Raw genomic sequence first — 16,705 nt, forward strand, 5'->3', positions numbered from 1 at the left:
GGTAGAGCGTACTGTATTGGTCGTGACAACCGAGTCGGCCACCTCCCCACTGCTCGTGGAGCATTGCGACACGTGCGCGCGGTGGGTGCACCCCGCCACCGGTACCTGCCGCGATTGCGCAGCCGAATTGACGGCCAAGCCGGTCTCGGGACGTGGGACGGTGTTCACCTACACGGTCAACCACCACCCGTACAACCCGGAGATCCCCACGCCGTACGTCATCGCGCTGGTCGAACTCAGCGAACAGAGCGGACTGCGTGTCGCAGCCAATATCGTTGACTGCGAGCCGGATTCGGTGACCTGCGGAATGCCCGTCCAGCTTCGGCCGGAGAAGGGTTCCAGCGGAGCACCGCTGTTCGCGCCCGCCTGAGCCCGAGGCGCGAGCAGACGCAAAAGCCCCCGTTTCGTCCCGAAACGGGGGGCTTTTGCGTCTGCTCGCCCCAAGAAACGCGCCAGAAACGCGCCATTGACACCCACCGGCCGAGCCTGGTTCTATGTAATGACCATAAATATGGTCAATCCAACCAACTTTGCCAGAAATGAAAGCCGATGACGACTGACCTGTCTGCCGGTCCTGCTGCCGGCCAGTACGAGCTGAGCCATCTGCGCTCGCTGGAGGCCGAGGCGATCCACATCATTCGCGAGGTGGCCGCCGAGTTCGAGCGGCCGGTGCTGCTGTTCTCCGGTGGCAAGGACTCGATCGTGATGCTGCACTTGGCGCTCAAGGCGTTTCGTCCCGGGCGGTTGCCGTTCCCGGTGATGCACGTCGACACCGGTCACAACTTCGACGAGGTCCTCACCACCCGCGACGAGTTGGTGCAGGAGTCCGGGGTGCGCCTGGTGGTGGCCTCGGTGCAGGAGGACATCGACGCCGGGCGCGTCGTTGAGACCATCCCGTCGCGCAATCCGCTGCAGACCGTGACGCTGCTGCGGGCCATCGGCGAGAACAAGTTCGACGCCGCGTTCGGGGGCGCCCGCCGCGACGAGGAGAAGGCACGCGCCAAGGAGCGGGTGTTCAGCTTCCGCGACGAGTTCGGCCAGTGGGACCCCAAGGATCAGCGGCCCGAACTGTGGAACCTCTACAACGGACGGCATCACAAGGGCGAGCACATCCGGGTGTTCCCGCTGTCCAACTGGACCGAGTTCGACATCTGGTCCTACATCGGCGCCGAGCGGGTCAAGCTGCCGTCGATCTATTTTGCGCACCGCCGCAAGGTGTTTGAGCGCGACGGCATGCTGCTGGCGGTGCACCGGCACCTGCAGCCGCGAGCCGACGAGCGAGTGTTCGAGGCATGGGTGCGGTTTCGCACCGTCGGCGACGTCACCTGCACCGGCTGCGTGCTCTCCGAGGCCCGCACGGTCTCGGAAGTCATCGCCGAGACCGCGGTCTCCCGACTCACCGAGCGGGGCGCAACCCGCGCCGACGACCGCATCTCCGAAGCCGGAATGGAAGACCGGAAACGGCAGGGGTACTTCTGATGACCACCCTCCTACGGCTCGCGACCGCCGGATCCGTCGACGACGGCAAGTCCACCCTGATCGGGCGTCTGCTGTATGACTCCAAGGCAGTCATGGAGGACCAGTGGGCCGCCGTCGAGCAGACCTCGAAGGACCGCGGCCACGACTACACCGACCTGGCGCTGGTCACCGACGGCCTGCGGGCCGAGCGCGAGCAGGGCATCACCATCGATGTGGCCTACCGCTATTTCGCCACTCCCAAGCGGAAATTCATCATCGCCGACACGCCGGGCCACATTCAGTACACCCGCAACATGGTGACCGGGGCGTCCACCGCTCAGCTGGTGATCGTGCTGGTCGACGCGCGCCACGGTCTGCTGGAACAGTCCCGGCGCCACGCCTTCCTGGCGTCGCTGCTGGGCATCCAGCACATCGTGCTCGCGGTCAACAAAATGGACCTGATCGACTGGGACCAGGAAAAATTCGAGGCAATTCGCGACGAGTTCCACGCCTTCGCCGCACGCCTGGACGTGCAGGATGTCGCGACCATCCCGATGTCGGCCTTGCACGGCGACAATGTGGTGACGAAGTCGGACAAGACACCGTGGTATGAGGGGCCGGCGCTGCTCTCGCACCTGGAAGAGGTGTTCATCGCCGGCGACCGCAACCTGGTCGACGTTCGCTTCCCGGTCCAGTACGTCATCCGCCCGCACACCCACGAGCACCAGGACCACCGCAGTTACGCGGGCACCGTGGCCAGCGGGGTGATGCGTCCCGGCGACGAGGTCATCGTCCTGCCGATCGGCAAGACCACCCGGATCACCGCCATCGACGGCCCCAACGGGCCTGTCGCAGAAGCCTTTCCGCCGATGGCGGTGTCGGTGAGCCTGGCCGACGACATCGACATCTCCCGCGGGGACATGATCGCCCGCACCAACAACCAGCCCAGGGTCGCCCAACAGTTCGACGCCACCGTGTGCTGGATGGCGGACACGTCGGCGCTCGAACCGGGCCGCGACTACGTCATCAAGCACACCACCCGCACCACCCGCGCCCGCGTGACCGCGCTGGACTATCGGCTCGACGTCAACACCTTGCACCGCGACAAGACGGCAACAGCGTTGAAGCTCAACGAACTTGGCCGTATCACGGTGCGTACCCAGGTGCCGCTGCTGCTGGACGAATACTCGCGCAACGCCAGCACCGGCTCGTTCATCCTGATCGATCCCGACACCAACGGGACGGTCGCTGCCGGCATGGTGCTGCGTGACGTCGCGGCGCAGCAGGCCAGCCCGAACACGGTGCGGCACAAGTCACTGGTCACCGCCGCGGATCGGGCGATCCAGGGCCGGACGGTGTGGCTCACCGGACTCTCAGGAGCCGGTAAGTCGTCGGTGGCGATGCTGGTCGAGCAGAAGCTACTCGAAAAAGGCGTTCCCGCATACGTTCTCGACGGTGACAACCTGCGCCACGGCCTGAACGCGGATCTCGGTTTCTCCATGTTCGATCGAGCGGAGAACCTGCGTCGGCTGGCGCACGTGGCCACGCTGCTGGCCGACTCCGGCCAGATCGTGCTGGTGCCGGCCATCAGCCCGCTGGCCGAACACCGTGAGATGGCACGGAAGGTCCACGCCGACGCGGGATTTCAGTTCTTCGAGGTGTTCTGCGACACCCCCCTGCAGGAGTGTGAGCGACGTGACCCCAAGGGGTTGTACAAGAAGGCCCGCGCCGGCGAGATCACCCATTTCACCGGCATCGACAGTCCGTATCAACGGCCGAAGAACCCCGATCTGCGGCTGAGCGCCGATCGCAGCATCGAGGAACAGGCGCAGAGCGTGATCGACATGCTCGAGTTGGGCGCCTAGTCACCCCGGGACACGGCGAGTGGCACAATCGGTAAACCATGCGGATGTCGGCCAAAGCGGAGTACGCCGTGCGGGCGATGGTGCAGCTCGCCACGGTCCCGGTCGGCACCCTGGTCAAGACCGAAGATCTGGCCCAGGCCCAAGGCATCCCGTCGCAGTTCCTGGTCGACATCCTGACCAACCTGCGCACCGATCGTCTGGTCCGAAGCCAACGGGGTCGCGACGGCGGCTACGAGTTGGCCCGACCCGGCACCGAGATCAGCATCGCCGACGTCTTGCGCTGCATCGACGGCCCGCTGGCCAGCGTCCGCGACATCGGGCTCGGTGACCTGCCCTACTCCGGGCCGACGGTCGCGCTGACCGACGTGTGGCGGGCGCTGCGCGCCAGCATGCGCTCGGTGCTCGAAGAGACGACGATCGCCGACGTCGCCACGGCAACCCTGCCCGATCATGTGGCAAAGATGGCCGACGATTACCGGGACCAGGAGAGCCACCGGCACGGTGCGACGCGGGACTAGCCGGAGCCGTAGGGCCGGGTGAGGATCTCCAGCGCGTGCCCGTCCGGGTCCTTGAAATAGACTCCGCGACCGCCGTCGCGGGTGTTGATCTGACCGGGCCGACCTGCGCCAGGATCGGCCCAGTGCGGGAGCCCGCGCGAGGTGATCTTGCCGTAGATCGTGTCGAATTCCTCTTCGGAGACCAGGAACGCATAATGCTGCGGCCGGATCTCGTCGCTGTCGGCAACATCGGCGTAGTCCAGGGAGGCGCCGTGTTCGAGCGTGACGACCAGGAACGGACCGTACGGCGTCGGGCTGGGCAGGTCGAACAACTCGGTCAGGAACTCGGCGGACTTGCGCTTGTCCCGGGCCGCGACGATGGTGTGGTTGAAACTGATTGGCATCTTTCCTCCCGCGCGAGCGGGCACCGCTGTACGCCAGCATGCCCTGACCCCACCCTACTTCGGCGCGGTCAGCTCCAGCGCAATGTTGTCCGGGTCCCGGAACTCCAGGATGTAGGACGGACCGATGTCCTTGATCGGCTCGTGTGCGATCCCCAGCTCGTCCAGATGCGCTGCCGCAGAATCCAATTCGTCTTTGCTGCCCAACCGGAACGCGATGTGATCCAGACCGGTGCGATCTTCGTGGAACTCATCGGTGCCCACCGGTCGCAACCCCAGCAACCCGCCGCCCAGGTCGTAGATGACGCCACCGAACAGGAAGCCGAGTCGCGCGCGGGTGGCTTCGTCGGCGTTCTCCGGTATTTCGATGAGTACCGGCCAGCCGAACACGCTCTCGTAGAACTGCCGGGACCGCTCGATGTCGGTGACGGTCAGCCGGACATGCGCAATCGACGTGCTGCTTAAGGCCATCCGCCCCATGCTGCCAGAATCGTCGTGTGCAAGTAGGTATGACCATGCCGGTGATGGAGCCCGACCTCGATGCGACCGTGCTCAAAGATTGGGCAACAAGCATCGACGAGGGCCCGTTCTCCTCGTTGTGCTGGGGCGAGCGGATCGCCTTCGACAACCCCGACAGCCTGACCCTGCTCGGCGCGGTGTCGGCCTGGACCGAGCGGGTGCGGCTGGTGACGACGGTGATCGTGCCGCAGCTGCACGACCCGGTGATGTTGGCCAAAGCGCTGGCGACCGGTGACGTGCTCAGCGGCGGTCGCTTGACGGTAGGCATCGGGGTGGGCGGACGCCACGAGGACTACAACGCCGTCGGCGCCGACGTCAAGACGCAGACCATGCGGGGGATGGCCGAGAGGGTGGCGGTCATGAAGCGCGTGTGGGCTGGTGAGAAGACCACCGACTCGGTGCGCCCGGTGGGGCCGTTGCCGGTGCAGCAGGGCGGTCCGCGCCTGATGGTCGGCACCATCGGACCCAAGACCGTCCGCAGCGCCGCAACCTGGGCCGACGGGCTCGCCGGGACCACCCTGGACCTCGACGTCGCCAGACAGGACGAGCTTTTCGACGTGGCCCGCGACGCCTGGGCCGAGGCCGGTAAACCCAAACCGCATCTGGCGACCTCGTTCTGGTTCGCCTTCGGCGACCCGGAGGAGGCCCGCGCGCAGGTGCATCGTCATTTGCGCCGTTACATGAACTGGATACCTGCGGAGTTCGTCGACGCCATGGCGCCGACGACCGGCTGGGCCGGCACTGAAGACGAGCTGGTCGCGGTACTACGCAGGTTCGCGGACATCGGCACCGACGAGGTGCATCTGATCCCCACCAGCTCGAACATCGAGCAACTGCGACGGGCGGCCGACGTCGCAGCGGCCTTCTGAACTATCCCGCCTCCGACAGCATGTCGGACTCCATGGCCTGCCCTTTCCGTAGCGCCGTCAGCAGCTCCCGGTACGGCCCGACGAGATAGACGGTGTCCCCGCCCTGCAACCGGGCGTCGCGGCGCGGATGCAGTTTCACCTGGCCGTCGGGCTCGGTGATCGCGATGACGCGGGTCTGGGTGGACAGTTCGTGCATCGGGACGCCGTCGAGTTCGCTGCCCGCCGACACGTGCATCCCGCCGACCATGAACGAACGCTGCCCGACCGAGAATGTCCCGAGCACATGCAAACCCATGGCGGCGCCGATGAACCACGGCGCGGCCAGATCGACGGTCGAGCGTACGGTTTCGAAGCCGAATCGCTGCGCCACCGCAGACCCCAGCGAGCGGTCGTAGACCCGCAGCACCAGCGGGACATGTGGTCGTTCGACTCCCGATTCGGAACGGACGCTGAGCATCTCGCGCAAGACGATACCGATCTCGATGTTGACCATGTCGTCCTTCGTCAGCACCGCCACCGCACGGGCCTGCTCGATGTTGGCGGACTCCAAGGTCTGGCGCAGGGTGGCGTCTCCGAAGATCACCGGCACGTCGAGTTCGGCCGCGGTCGACAGGAAGCGGTTGTTCTCGTCGCGTTCGATGACCGCCACGTCGTATCCGGCGGTGGTGAGGTCGCTGGCCACCCGGATGCCGAACGAGCCGAGCCCGACGACGATGACGTGGTTGCTCAGGTACCGGACCTTGCGCGGGCCGGCCGAACTGAGCAGGCGGCGGGTGATCATCAGCTCGGCGAGGAACGCGACCAGCACCGCGGTGGTGATCACGCCGGCGAACATCAGCAAGATGCTGAACAGCCGCAGCCAGGTGGGTTGGTTGATGAAGCTGAAATCACCGTAGCCCACGGTCGCGACGGTCTCGGTGCTGAAGTACAGCGCGTCGACCCACGTCATTCCGGGTGGAAGCCGGTAGGTGTAGCGCAGCAGGACCGTCGATCCGACCAACAGCACCACTAACGCCCATAGCGAGCGGTAGAACATCGGGTTCACGTCGTTGCGCAGGGCACGTGCGGTATCGGCGACCTGACGCCATCGCGACCGTCGGGTCCGCCGGGGCGGGGGATACGGGACCGTGATGCCGCGGGCGGCCAGCTCGTCGGCGCTGCCGATCATCGCCGTACAGTCGCCGGCGTGCACGGCTTGATCCCGTCCCGGGCATGCCACCACCTCGCCCGGGTCGGGTGACGCCTTGCCGTGGATCACCGCCACCGGTGCCAGGTCGCCGTAGATCTCCCGCAGGGTCGCGTCGCGTGGGGCCTCAGCCGCCGAGACGACGAACTCCATGCCGGCCGCCTCGAAGGCATGCGCGGTGTGCCCCAGACAGGCTTCGACTACCGAGGGCGCTGCGAGATCGGCGACGTCCAGAATGGCGCCCGGTCCGTTGTCGGCCGCCACCGCTTCGCGGAGCACGTCGTTGGCAAGTCGCGCCACGACCCGCACGCCAGGGTTGATCGTCCTTGCCAGCAAAGCGATTTCGAGGTTGTGTGCGTCGTCGCTGCCGGCGCAGACGATGGCTTCGGCGTCGTCGAGCATGGTGCTGCCCAAGTCGTGATCGTCGAGCATGACGACGTTCGCACCGACTTTGTTGAGCTCTTCGATGATGGTCAGGGCCAGTGCATTGTCACCGCTGACGATGATGTGTCGCGCCGTGTCCCGGCCAGTCCGCAAGTCGTCCGGCATCGACACCCACCCTCTGGTAACTGGAGCGTTCGCCGGCTGAACGTGACAACCGGCCACCGTGCCGGTCTGAGCCGTCCGAACGTGCTTCTGGGCGAGATGATATGACCGTTGTGCCTGCCCCGGAAGACCGGCAACCGGATCGTCATCCGACGGGTGACCAATCTCGATGTGCCGCAACCGGAGTCGAGTAAAGGGATTGCGCCCGTCGCTTGTCCCGATTCAGGGACCGCGGCGATACTGGGCGAGTGCCTTACATCGAGTCTGTCGCTTCCCGTGAGATCTACCGCAACTCGTGGATGGTGTTACGCGAAGACGAGATCCGCCGCCCCGACGGCAGCCCCGGCATCTACGCCGTGGTGGACAAGCCGACCTATGCGCTCGTAATACCGTACGACGGAACGCGTTTGCGGCTGGTTGAGCAGTTCCGGTACCCCCTCGGTGCGCGCCGCTGGGAGTTTCCGCAGGGAACCGCTCCCGGGCTTGCGGACTTGGACCCGGCCGCCCTGGCAGAGCGGGAGCTGCGCGAGGAGACCGGTTTGCGCGCAGCCTCTTTCGAGGTGCTGGGTCAGCTCGACGTCGCGCCCGGGATGAGCAGTCAACGCGGCTGGGTGTTTTTGGCCACCGGGATATCCGAAGGAGAAGCCGAGCGCGAGCACGAAGAACAGGACATGCGCAGTGCCTGGTTCCCGCGGCCCGATGTCGAGGGCATGATCCGCGACGGCGTCATCGCCGACGCTCAGTCGATCGCCGCCTACGGACTGTTTCTGTTGCGGGGTCGATGACGCGCCGATACCTCGCTGCGTCGTGCATGCGCCAGCATCGACACGGTGCGTCTGGGACCAGCATTGGCAATGCTCGCCGTTGCCGCGATGCTCGGTGCTCATACGGCACATTCCGCGACGCCGTCGTGGACGGGAAAATACTCCCTGGTGCGATATGCCGTCGAAAAACACGGCACCAGCGTCGCCGCAAGTCAGGCCGAGCCGACCTTCAGCGCCGACTATCTCTTCTCGACGGCGTGCTCGGCCACCACCTGTGTGGCCACCGCCAACGACGGGCCCACCCCGAACAATCCGACGATCACCGTGCCCTCGCACTACACCTGGGACGGAACGAGATGGGTCGAGCGATTCGACTTCCAGTGGGATTGCTATATGGGAGAAGGGGTTTCCAAAATTTGGGCGCCCGCGAAGTCGTGGGCCTACTACACACCGCAACCGGACGGGTCGTTGCGCGGCACCTGGCACACCGACATCCTGAACGGCCCGTGCCGGGGCAGCGTGGAGATGCCGGTTGCGGCGTTCCGGGCGAAAACCTGAGCGCAACAAGACAATGCGGGGATCCGAAGATCCCCGCATTGTGAGTGGTCGTGCTCAGGTGGTGGTGACGTACTGCGGGCAGTAGGCATTGGCGGCGTCGACGGCGAAGGTGTTGGCGCCGCTGTTGCTCAGACCGGTGCGCTGCGCGACGTTGGCGATGACCTGCTTGCTCGGCTTTCCGGCGTTGAGTTCGCTGCAGACGGTGTGTGCTTCGCTGATGGCGCGCGCGACACTCGGCGCTTGGATGCCGTCGGCCTCGATCTGGGCGATGAACGCGTCGTCGACTGAGTTGGCACTGGCGGTGCCGGCGAGGCCGAGGGCGGCCAGTCCAAAGGCGGCGGCGGTCAAGGTGGTGCCGGCCAGGGATGCGGTGAAGCGGCGAGTGAACATTTGGTACTCCGTTTGTGCTGCTGGTGGTGGTGGACGCTGGTTGCGCTATCCAAATACTCAGCACTGCGCCTTGACGGATTCTTGATGGATCCTTGGCGTGACCGAGATGACCTTCACCAACGCTCGGACGGGCGAAGGAGTTGCGCCCGTGCTCGAACGAACCGCTGAAATCACTTGCGGCGCAGCGGTTTTGACAGGCAGGTCAACCGGCGGCGTTGGGCCGCAAAGGCGGACACGCGCCGCCGTAGTCGGACGCCAGTTCGAAGTGCCAGATCTCGTTGGCGTAGATCTGACACAACCCGTACGCCGAGCCGTTGGCAATCAGCCAGGAGTCGGCGGCGCCAGGACCGACGTCGACCGCCTTGCCGATCACGTGCTTGGAGACACTCGGCGAGGCGACGTACTGGCTGGCGACGGCGGCGCTGCCGTAGGTGACGACGGCGTCGTCGAAGAGTTGCTGCTGGAACTGCGGTGAGCGCCATCCCGAGGTGAGACCGACGGTGATGCCGTCGGCCGCGGCTGCGCGGGTGGCCCGCTCGAGAGCATTGAGCAGGGCGGGGTCGAGCCGGCTGACGGCCGGGTCGGACAGATCGAACGGGCTGAGCCGCTGGCCGTCGGGGATCCAGCCGCCGGAGACGGGACCGGCCGGGGCCGGTTGGTCGGAATTGTCACCAGGCGCGGCCGCGGCAGGTGCCGCCAGCGCGACGCCGGCAGCCACTGCTGCCGCCAGCAACGGATAGGAAGCACGCATCGACCCAGTCTGACCGATGCGGTCGACAACCACTCAAGCGGCCGCGATCGTCGACATCAACGGCTGCAGCGTCTCGAACAGCGGTTTGCGGTTGCGCAGGTAGAAGTGGTCGCCACGCAACATTCGCACCGAGAAGTCCGCCTTGGTCCGGGACCGCCATTCGTGCAGGTCGGTTTCTTTGACGATGGGGTCCTCGCTGCCCCCGAAGACGTGGATCGGGCAGGACAGTTCGGGTGCGTCGGTCTCCTGGTCGACCGTCACGAGCAGCTTCAAGTCGTGCCGGGTGATCGTCAGCGCCTGCTCGTGCAGAGTCGGCCAGCGCGTCAGACCGGCGGGCATCAAGCCCATCTCGGCCAGGAACGCCGCGAGCTGCGTGTTGTCCAGCTGGTCCACCACGTGCAGCGGCAGCTGGCGGTTCGGCGGGGCGTAGGCCGACAGGAAGATCGCCCGCGGTTGCTCAGCGCCGGCCGCGGCACGCACGCAGGCCAGCCGGTAAGCCAGCATGGCGCCGAAGCTGTGACCGAAGAACATGTGCGGTTCGTCCAGCAGTGGGCCGAGTTTGGCGATCACCTCATCGACGAGTTCGCGCATGGTGGCGAACCGCTCGCGGTTGGGGATCTCGACCGGGACCACCTCGACGGCTGGCCGCAGCGCCTTGACCCAGGCGTTGAAAACCAACGCGCCGCCGCCGGCGTGGTGAAAGCAGAACAGCCGCATGATCGTTGCCTTTCGTCTCAATGTCGGACAAGGTCAGCTTCGGTGATCGGGCTTGGCGGATCCTCTACGAATCCTTGGAGGCTTCTTGCGTTCGGTCTGGCCTAACACCTAGGCCAGGTCCTCGGCAGCCTCGAAGTCGGCGTACTGACGGACACCGGTCTGCAACGCCTTCTGCATCAGCTCTTGGTCGTAGGCAAACGGTTCGGTCGAGTCGATGAACTGCTCGACGGTCGCCACGAAACGGTCCGGGTGATCGTCATGCGGCATGTGGCCGGACTCCTCGAAGATCTCGAGACGCGAACCGGGGATCTGCTGGTGGGCCAGCCGAGCGTGGCTCACCGGGATGATCATGTCGTCTTCGCCCCAGATGATCTGTACCGGAAGGTCCTGCATGAGATAGGTGCGGTCCAGCATCGTGACGAACTGGCCTCGCGTGTCGACGACTGCGCGCAGCGTCCGGGCGAACGCGGCCACGGCGCCGGGCTTGGCCAGCCCGCGGGCCAAGCGCGGCAGGCTGGACACGTCCCGGGTGAATCGCGTTGAGCCCACGACGTTTTCGATGGTGCGGCCAACGAGTTCCAGGGCGGGCAGCGCACCGGGCACCTGCAGCATGGACAGCGCTTCGGCGCCCAAGGGCATGGCGGCAAAACGCAGTGCGATGCTGACGTCCTTGGTGACACCGCCGGCGCTGACCAGGATGACGCGCTCGACGAACTCCGGGTACTGGTAGGTGAACTGTGCGGCGATGCCGCCACCCAGGGAATGCCCGACGAGGGTGACGCGGTCGACGTCGAGCACGGTGAGCAGGTCACGTAGACCGTTGGCGAAGGCCGCCAGCGAGTAGTCGGCGTGCGGCTTGTCCGACTCGCCGTGGCCCAACAGATCGGGCGCGATGACGGTGAATCGTTGCGCAAGCTTGGCGTGCACCGGGCTCCAGGTGGTGGAGTTGTCGCCGACGCCGTGCAGCAGCACGATCACCGGGCCGGAGCCGGCGATGCGGTATGCGCGGCGGTGACCGTGGATGGTGCGGAACCGCAGTTGCGGCTCGGTGATGTCGCGGACGGGCCGCAGGTGGCGGCGGTTGCGGTTCGACATGGTGTCCCTCCCTGGCGTATGTCTCCTCCGCCGAAGCGGGGTGTTGCAGACAACAGTCCAGGGCAGCCCTTGGGGAGTTCTTGAGAAATCCTTGGAGGAGGGTTTGCGGGAGGCCGGTTACGAATCCCGGTGGTCGTGCAGACCGCAGGACACGGAGCTGTCCAGGAAATCCACTTCGCCGGTCAGCGTGACCGGATCCCCCCGCTGGAAGACGTTGACGGCGCGCTCGCGCCTGCGATCAGGCGGATGAGATCGGCGGTGCGACGCGGTCGCTCGACCATCACATGGTGTCCCGCGGGAGAAACCGTGACATGTTCTGCTCCAAGGGTTTTGGCCAAACGGATCTGCTTGTCGCGCCACCAGCGGGTGCGCCAACCCGTGTGGGCCGTGACGACCATGCGCGGCACCGGCGGCAACGGGTAGCGAGGCCGCAGCGAGCACAGTTCGACCGCCAGCTCGTGGTAGGTGGCGTGTTCGGCGAGCAACGCGACCGCAACTTCGGGTTGCCGTGCGGCTTCGCGTATCTCGCACATCATCTCGGCATCCAGTCCGCCGGGCCGCCTCCGCTGCAGGAGCATCAGTGCGGTGCGGGTCAGTGGTTCCTGCAGGTGCAGTCTGCGCAGCACCGTGGCGGTGGCACGCGCGGCGAGCAGCTTGGGCCGCAGCGGCAGCGCCGGGCGCCACGGGGGATCGGCGGCGATGCTGGAGTCGAGCAGGAGCAGCGCGCGGGTGCGGTCTGGATACAGGCGGGCGAACGCTTCGGCGTAGAAGCCGCCGACCGAGTGCCCCACCACCACAACTGGCTCGGACTTGCGCACCCCCTCGAGTACGCCCGCGATCCGGTCGGCTTCGCCTCGGATCGTGTAACGCCCTTCGGCCCCCGGTGCTACCGGAATACCGGGCCGGTCGAATCGCACGACGGTGTGGTCTTCGGCGAGTTCGGCGACGGTGTCCCGCCAATGCAATGCGCGACCCCCGAGGCCACTGCACAACACCACGACCGGACCGCTGCTGCCGTCGACGAGGACCTGCACCCAGTGGCCGGCGGCCTCGACCTCGAAGCGGCCGGTCATGGGCCGTTTCCGATGCGGACACGGGCGGTGCGTAGCGCAACGTAGATCAGCCAGCCTGCGAAGGCGACCAGTTCTGCGCGCTGGGCGATCCCTACCGCGCCCACGACGTCGGCGCTGTCGATCACGATGGCGACGCCGGTCAGGATCGCGGTTCCGCTGAGGGCGGCCAGCATGAACAGTCCGAGGCGACGCACCGATGTCGGCGCGTTTTCGCGGCGATCGGCCACCGCGAAAGCCAACAGTGATGCTAAGGCCGCGGCCAGGACCACGCCGCTGCTCAGCCAGTGCAGTTGATGTCCGATCGGGACCGTGCCCGTCGCCTCACGGGCTTTGCAGCTGGCGTTCGAGCTGGGAGCGCACACCAGCACCCACACGGTGCTGTCCAAGACGGTCGCAAGGGCGAAGACCACCAGGGCCCACCATCCTCTGGTGCTCCAACGGGTGGCCGGGACGCCGAGCATGGCGGCGGTCGCCGCGAGCACCAGGACGGCGGCGGCGGCCAGATCGCCGGCGCGGAACCATTCCCCGAAAGGTTGGTCGGCGGCGGCCAGTTCGCTGATGTAGAGGTCGGGGTCGGGCAGCGTGTGGGTGAAGACGACCTCGAGCACCCAGTTGGAGTACAAGACCGCGCCAGCCACGGTGCCGGCAACGGCGACCCACCGCAGCACGGGCAACAGCGATCGGCGCTTGGTTGCCACCAGGTCAGGGCGTTGCCGCAGGGCCATAAAGCCATCATGCCGTGCTTGTCGCTGCGCAGACGTGATTCGTCAACGGGTCGCGCCCACGTCGATCACGGGGGCGCGAGGGCTACGCGATTTTGGTGAGCGTGAACGTGTCGTGCGCGTCCGGAATACCGCAGGGCGCCGAGCTTTCCACGAAGTGCGCCTCGCCGGCCAGGGTGCGCGGGTCCCACCACTGATGGACGGTGACCGGATGCGTGCCGCCATCCCAAAGCGAGCCGTTGTCTCCGAGGTAGTACGAGGGGCATGTCACGCCGTCCGGAATCATCCGCGTCACGGTGTGGCGACCATTGACCAGCGGAGCGGAGAAGCCGTGGCCCGGTTCGGTCGTCACATGGGCGACGCATTGTGGCGTGCAGGTGGTCGTGATGGTCCACGTTGCGGTGTCGCCGTCGTCGTCCAGGTAACGGTAGGCGCCGTTCATCGCGGAACCCTCGGCTTGGGCAAGCGGCGCTGTGCCAGCGCAAATCGCGAATGATAACGCAAGCGCTGCGATCGGCAAGTCGAGTTTCATGCTCCCGCCTCGGGCCAGAGTTTAGTTGCCTAGGGACAATATCGCCGAAGTGTATCAGTAAACTCCCAGCTGACGAACGGAGTTCGGCGGTTTACGTGGCAGGCATTGGCTCGTGACGGTCGTTCGGCGCGCTGGCCTGGCGGATTGCACTCATCATGCGTGAAATTGGCCGCGGCGCGGTGGTACCGCCCCGGGCGCAGTCGTCTGCGGCATAGTTGTCTGCGTCGAACCGGGAGAACGCGATGAAAGCCTGGCAACTAGTCGGCGCCAACCAGCCCCTGCAACTCGTCGAGCGTGAGGACCCGCGACCGGGACCGGGGCAAGTCGTCCTCGACGTGCGGGCGGCGGGACTCTGCCACAGCGACGTCGGGTTCCTCGACGGCACGCTGACGCCGTTGTTGCCCAAATTGCCGATCATTCCTGGGCACGAGGTGGCGGGGGTGGTCGCGGCGGTCGGCGCCGACGTCGCCGGATTCGATGTCGGCGAGCGCGTCGTCATCGAGTCGGGCAAGGCAGGCGCGCCGGGGTGGTCGAGCGACGGAGGCTTCGCCGAAAAATGCCTCAGTTCCGCCAAGGCCCTGATCGCACTGCCCGACCAGATTGATTTCGCCCAAGCCGCTACCGCCACGGATGCGGGCCAGACGGCCTACGGCGCCGTGATGGGCGTCGGGCAAGTGCGGGCCGGTGAGAAGGTGGGCATCGTCGGATTGGGCGGTTTGGGTCTGACCGGGGCGCGCATCGCCGTGCTGGCCGGCGCGCAGGTGTACGCGGCCGAACCCAAACGCGACGTATGGGACCTCGCCCGACAGCAGGGTGTTCTCGAGGTGGTCGAAGACGTCCGTCAGTTGGCATCGCACCAACTCGACGTGATTGTGGACTTCGCCGGCTTCGGCACCACCACCGCCGGTGCGATCAGCGCGGTTCGGGTGCATGGCCGGGTAATTCAGGTCGGGCTCGGGCTCAACGAGGCAACGATTTCGACTCCGGAACTGGTGCTCAAGGAAGTGACCTTGCGCGGTGCACGAGGTGGTCATACCGGTGCCCTGGCAGCGGTGCTGAGGCACATGGCCGCGGACGAACTCACCATCCACACCGAAACGATCACTTTCGACGAGATTCCCGCCGCCATCGAGCGACTCCGAGCCGGCGACGTCGTCGGCCGGTTGGTCGCTGAAATACCCTGAGCTCAGGCGGTATTGGGATCGGCCACCTGGACGTCCGGCGACAAGTCACCCACCCGCGTCGCGGTGAACGGTACGACTATGGGAGCGCACGGTGCCTCCAACTGGGTACTGACCCCGACGAACGTCCCGTCCGACTTCACTTGGAAGGCAAGGGTTTCCGTGCCCTGCTTGGTGGTGCTGTTGCAGGTGAACATCTTCCATCTGGTCGCCACCCACTGGTCTCTGTTCTCCCGGAACACCAGGGCGCCCTCCTCAGGCGGTTGCAGCCAGGTGGGGCCGATCGAGGTGTCCCATGCGGTCGCGACGCACCCGCTGGCCCGGCACGCCGAACGGATGGCGATCAACCTGGAATACGGGGCGGACGGCTTCGGTACGCCGTCGACCGTCTGCCTGGTGCCGTCGAAGTCGAACTTGTAGGTGCCGTCAGCTAATGCCGACGCGGCGGCGGTGCCGGGCAACGCCGTCGCGACCAACGGCCCTGCGGCGATTGCGAATATGGCCGCTGAAAGTACCCGACAGATGGTCATGGCGTCGACTCTCATTTCGTTGGCACGCCACTGATCGTGTGCTTGTGAGCTGACAATTGCAAGAGCGTCTTGTTGGGATCGGTAGTCGTTCTTGGAGTGTGCACTGACTGCACCGCCGTCAACGCGGCGGCCGGTCCAGGAAAGGAACCTCCATGAGGAAGACATTCATCGCAGGGCTGGTGACAGCCGCCTTGGTGTCGAGCGGCGCTGTGGCCCCTGCGGGAATCGCACACGCCGACAACCAGGGCCCATACCAATGGTGTCCAGGGCAGGACATGGCGTTTCCGCCGGGGCCGGGTCGGGACATGGTGTGGGACATGACAATCTGCCACACCTTCTATTTCGTCGACTACGGCAAGGGCAACGTTCCGCGTAACACTCCCGGCCCTCCGGAACCTTGGGTCTGGGACGGCGCCAACCCGCCGCCGAGTAATCGGTGCTATCCCTGGTGCCTGTAGAAGGGGAACCGAGCTAGTCCAGGTCGTTGGGCAATAAGGCCAAGCTATCCCGAGAAGGTGACGACATTGCCTGGGAACAGCTGGTTGCCCGGTTGAGACGGTCGGGGATCGCACGATCGGTCCCTGCTCGCCCAGCAGTTCACCGAGCTGGTCCAAACGTCATTGCCGCCCGCGTCGAACGCGATGTCCATTGTCGCGGTGCCGGCCGGGCTGTCAGTTCCGTTCGTGTCGTAATGAAAGTTGGCCACGATCGTGGTGCGCCCCTTGTTCCGCTTGTCGGACCGGCTGCCCTCCATCTGTAGAAGAGCAAAGGTGAACTTCTGTCCAGGCTTGACGTGGTCGTTGTGATTAGGGCCTGACTGCGGGTATTTGGCAGTGCTGTTGTAGTCCCAGAACACCAGGTCGAACTTGGTGTTGTTCACGATCTCGAAGGGGCTCGTGTTGCTAGCAGGGTCAGCGCCGGCGTTTCCGAAAACGCTTGTGGCCGAAGCAATAACGACGACAGTAGCGACAGCGCCCACTCGCATCATCTGGGTGATCGAGGATCTCATCGTTGTCCTTCAACGTAGTTGGAACGCAATTGGCGAGACGAG

Annotated in this window: 20 protein-coding genes and 1 pseudogene; 9 read left to right on the forward strand and 12 right to left on the reverse strand. The window is 65.9% G+C overall.

The genetic code is table 11. The features are described from left to right. Window positions 1–22: 22 nt before the first annotated feature. From AC5Y4D_RS14790 to AC5Y4D_RS14805, 4 genes and pseudogenes are all read left to right on the forward strand, one after another. Entirely contained in the window at window positions 23–370 is a 348-nt protein-coding gene (locus tag AC5Y4D_RS14790) for a Zn-ribbon domain-containing OB-fold protein (protein WP_499946121.1), read from the forward strand. A gap of 129 nt (window positions 371–499) precedes the next feature. Further along, window positions 500–1,479 (forward strand): annotated as a pseudogene (gene cysD / locus AC5Y4D_RS14795) (sulfate adenylyltransferase subunit CysD). Further along, the gene (gene cysC, locus AC5Y4D_RS14800; RefSeq protein WP_500037523.1) at window positions 1,479–3,323 is read left to right on the forward strand and encodes an adenylyl-sulfate kinase; all 1,845 of its coding nucleotides are present in this window, start codon (window positions 1,479–1,481) and stop codon (window positions 3,321–3,323) included. The pseudogene cysD and the gene cysC overlap by 1 nt, the downstream one beginning before the upstream one ends. A 38-nt stretch (window positions 3,324–3,361) precedes the next feature. Then, a complete protein-coding gene (locus AC5Y4D_RS14805; RefSeq protein WP_499941117.1) occupies window positions 3,362–3,841 on the forward strand; it encodes an Rrf2 family transcriptional regulator in 480 nt (159 codons plus the stop codon). On the opposite strand, the gene AC5Y4D_RS14810 is transcribed toward AC5Y4D_RS14805, so the two are convergent. Both AC5Y4D_RS14810 and AC5Y4D_RS14815 read right to left on the reverse strand, forming a co-directional pair. After that, entirely contained in the window at window positions 3,838–4,224 is a 387-nt protein-coding gene (locus AC5Y4D_RS14810; RefSeq protein WP_499941116.1) for a VOC family protein, read from the reverse strand. The genes AC5Y4D_RS14805 and AC5Y4D_RS14810 overlap by 4 nt on opposite strands. Window positions 4,225–4,278: 54 nt before the next feature. Next, window positions 4,279–4,692: a VOC family protein gene (locus tag AC5Y4D_RS14815; protein ID WP_499941115.1), complete on the reverse strand. Its 414-nt coding sequence runs from the start codon at window positions 4,690–4,692 to the stop codon at window positions 4,279–4,281. 38 nt (window positions 4,693–4,730) lie between these two features. Here AC5Y4D_RS14815 and AC5Y4D_RS14820 point away from each other — a divergent pair, with 38 nt between their 5' ends. Next, on the forward strand, window positions 4,731–5,609 hold the full coding sequence (locus AC5Y4D_RS14820; RefSeq protein ID WP_499941401.1) for an LLM class flavin-dependent oxidoreductase: 879 nt from the start codon (window positions 4,731–4,733) through the stop codon (window positions 5,607–5,609). A gap of 1 nt (window position 5,610) precedes the next feature. Here AC5Y4D_RS14820 and AC5Y4D_RS14825 read toward each other — a convergent pair whose 3' ends face one another. Beyond that, a complete protein-coding gene (locus AC5Y4D_RS14825) occupies window positions 5,611–7,344 on the reverse strand; it encodes an NAD-binding protein (RefSeq protein ID WP_499941113.1) in 1,734 nt (577 codons plus the stop codon). Between the two features lie 245 nt (window positions 7,345–7,589). On the opposite strand from AC5Y4D_RS14825, the gene AC5Y4D_RS14830 reads away from it, so the two are divergent. Together AC5Y4D_RS14830 and AC5Y4D_RS14835 are read left to right on the forward strand one after the other, a co-directional pair. Next, the gene (locus AC5Y4D_RS14830) at window positions 7,590–8,126 is read left to right on the forward strand and encodes an NUDIX domain-containing protein (protein ID WP_499941111.1); all 537 of its coding nucleotides are present in this window, start codon (window positions 7,590–7,592) and stop codon (window positions 8,124–8,126) included. A gap of 69 nt (window positions 8,127–8,195) precedes the next feature. Beyond that, window positions 8,196–8,663: an Rv2253 family sensor-like surface protein gene (locus tag AC5Y4D_RS14835; protein ID WP_500037541.1), complete on the forward strand. Its 468-nt coding sequence runs from the start codon at window positions 8,196–8,198 to the stop codon at window positions 8,661–8,663. A gap of 54 nt (window positions 8,664–8,717) precedes the next feature. On the opposite strand, the gene AC5Y4D_RS14840 is transcribed toward AC5Y4D_RS14835, so the two are convergent. The 7 genes from AC5Y4D_RS14840 to AC5Y4D_RS14870 form a co-directional block, all read right to left on the reverse strand. Beyond that, window positions 8,718–9,053, reverse strand: coding sequence for a DUF732 domain-containing protein (locus AC5Y4D_RS14840; protein ID WP_499941109.1), 336 nt, complete (start codon window positions 9,051–9,053; stop codon window positions 8,718–8,720). A gap of 202 nt (window positions 9,054–9,255) precedes the next feature. Then, on the reverse strand, window positions 9,256–9,804 hold the full coding sequence (locus AC5Y4D_RS14845) for a M15 family metallopeptidase (RefSeq protein WP_500037524.1): 549 nt from the start codon (window positions 9,802–9,804) through the stop codon (window positions 9,256–9,258). A gap of 33 nt (window positions 9,805–9,837) precedes the next feature. Next, window positions 9,838–10,521, reverse strand: a complete 684-nt coding sequence (locus AC5Y4D_RS14850; protein WP_499941105.1) for a thioesterase II family protein — start codon at window positions 10,519–10,521, stop codon at window positions 9,838–9,840. A 108-nt stretch (window positions 10,522–10,629) separates the two neighbouring features. Further along, complete coding sequence (locus tag AC5Y4D_RS14855) at window positions 10,630–11,616, reverse strand: alpha/beta fold hydrolase (protein ID WP_500037525.1); 987 nt, start codon at window positions 11,614–11,616, stop codon at window positions 10,630–10,632. Window positions 11,617–11,798: 182 nt separating this feature from the next. Continuing rightward, complete coding sequence (locus AC5Y4D_RS14860; protein ID WP_500037526.1) at window positions 11,799–12,689, reverse strand: alpha/beta fold hydrolase; 891 nt, start codon at window positions 12,687–12,689, stop codon at window positions 11,799–11,801. After that, window positions 12,686–13,414, reverse strand: coding sequence for a DUF998 domain-containing protein (locus tag AC5Y4D_RS14865; RefSeq protein WP_499941100.1), 729 nt, complete (start codon window positions 13,412–13,414; stop codon window positions 12,686–12,688). Before AC5Y4D_RS14865 ends, AC5Y4D_RS14860 begins: the two co-directional genes overlap by 4 nt. 82 nt (window positions 13,415–13,496) lie before the next feature. Next, window positions 13,497–13,943 (reverse strand): hypothetical protein, encoded by a 447-nt coding sequence (locus AC5Y4D_RS14870; protein WP_499941098.1) that lies wholly within the window; start codon window positions 13,941–13,943, stop codon window positions 13,497–13,499. Between the two features lie 242 nt (window positions 13,944–14,185). Between AC5Y4D_RS14870 and AC5Y4D_RS14875 the strand changes: the two genes are divergently transcribed. Beyond that, window positions 14,186–15,127 (forward strand): alcohol dehydrogenase catalytic domain-containing protein, encoded by a 942-nt coding sequence (locus AC5Y4D_RS14875; RefSeq protein WP_499941096.1) that lies wholly within the window; start codon window positions 14,186–14,188, stop codon window positions 15,125–15,127. Between the two features lie 2 nt (window positions 15,128–15,129). Here AC5Y4D_RS14875 and AC5Y4D_RS14880 read toward each other — a convergent pair whose 3' ends face one another. Continuing rightward, window positions 15,130–15,654: an Rv2253/PknI dimerization domain-containing protein gene (locus tag AC5Y4D_RS14880; RefSeq protein ID WP_499941095.1), complete on the reverse strand. Its 525-nt coding sequence runs from the start codon at window positions 15,652–15,654 to the stop codon at window positions 15,130–15,132. A gap of 152 nt (window positions 15,655–15,806) precedes the next feature. Here AC5Y4D_RS14880 and AC5Y4D_RS14885 point away from each other — a divergent pair, with 152 nt between their 5' ends. Next, complete coding sequence (locus tag AC5Y4D_RS14885; protein ID WP_499941093.1) at window positions 15,807–16,112, forward strand: hypothetical protein; 306 nt, start codon at window positions 15,807–15,809, stop codon at window positions 16,110–16,112. 44 nt (window positions 16,113–16,156) lie between these two features. On the opposite strand, the gene AC5Y4D_RS14890 is transcribed toward AC5Y4D_RS14885, so the two are convergent. After that, on the reverse strand, window positions 16,157–16,663 hold the full coding sequence (locus AC5Y4D_RS14890) for a hypothetical protein (protein WP_499941092.1): 507 nt from the start codon (window positions 16,661–16,663) through the stop codon (window positions 16,157–16,159). Window positions 16,664–16,705: the final 42 nt, after the last annotated feature.

This window comes from Mycobacterium sp. NGS67, from assembly GCF_059812185.1.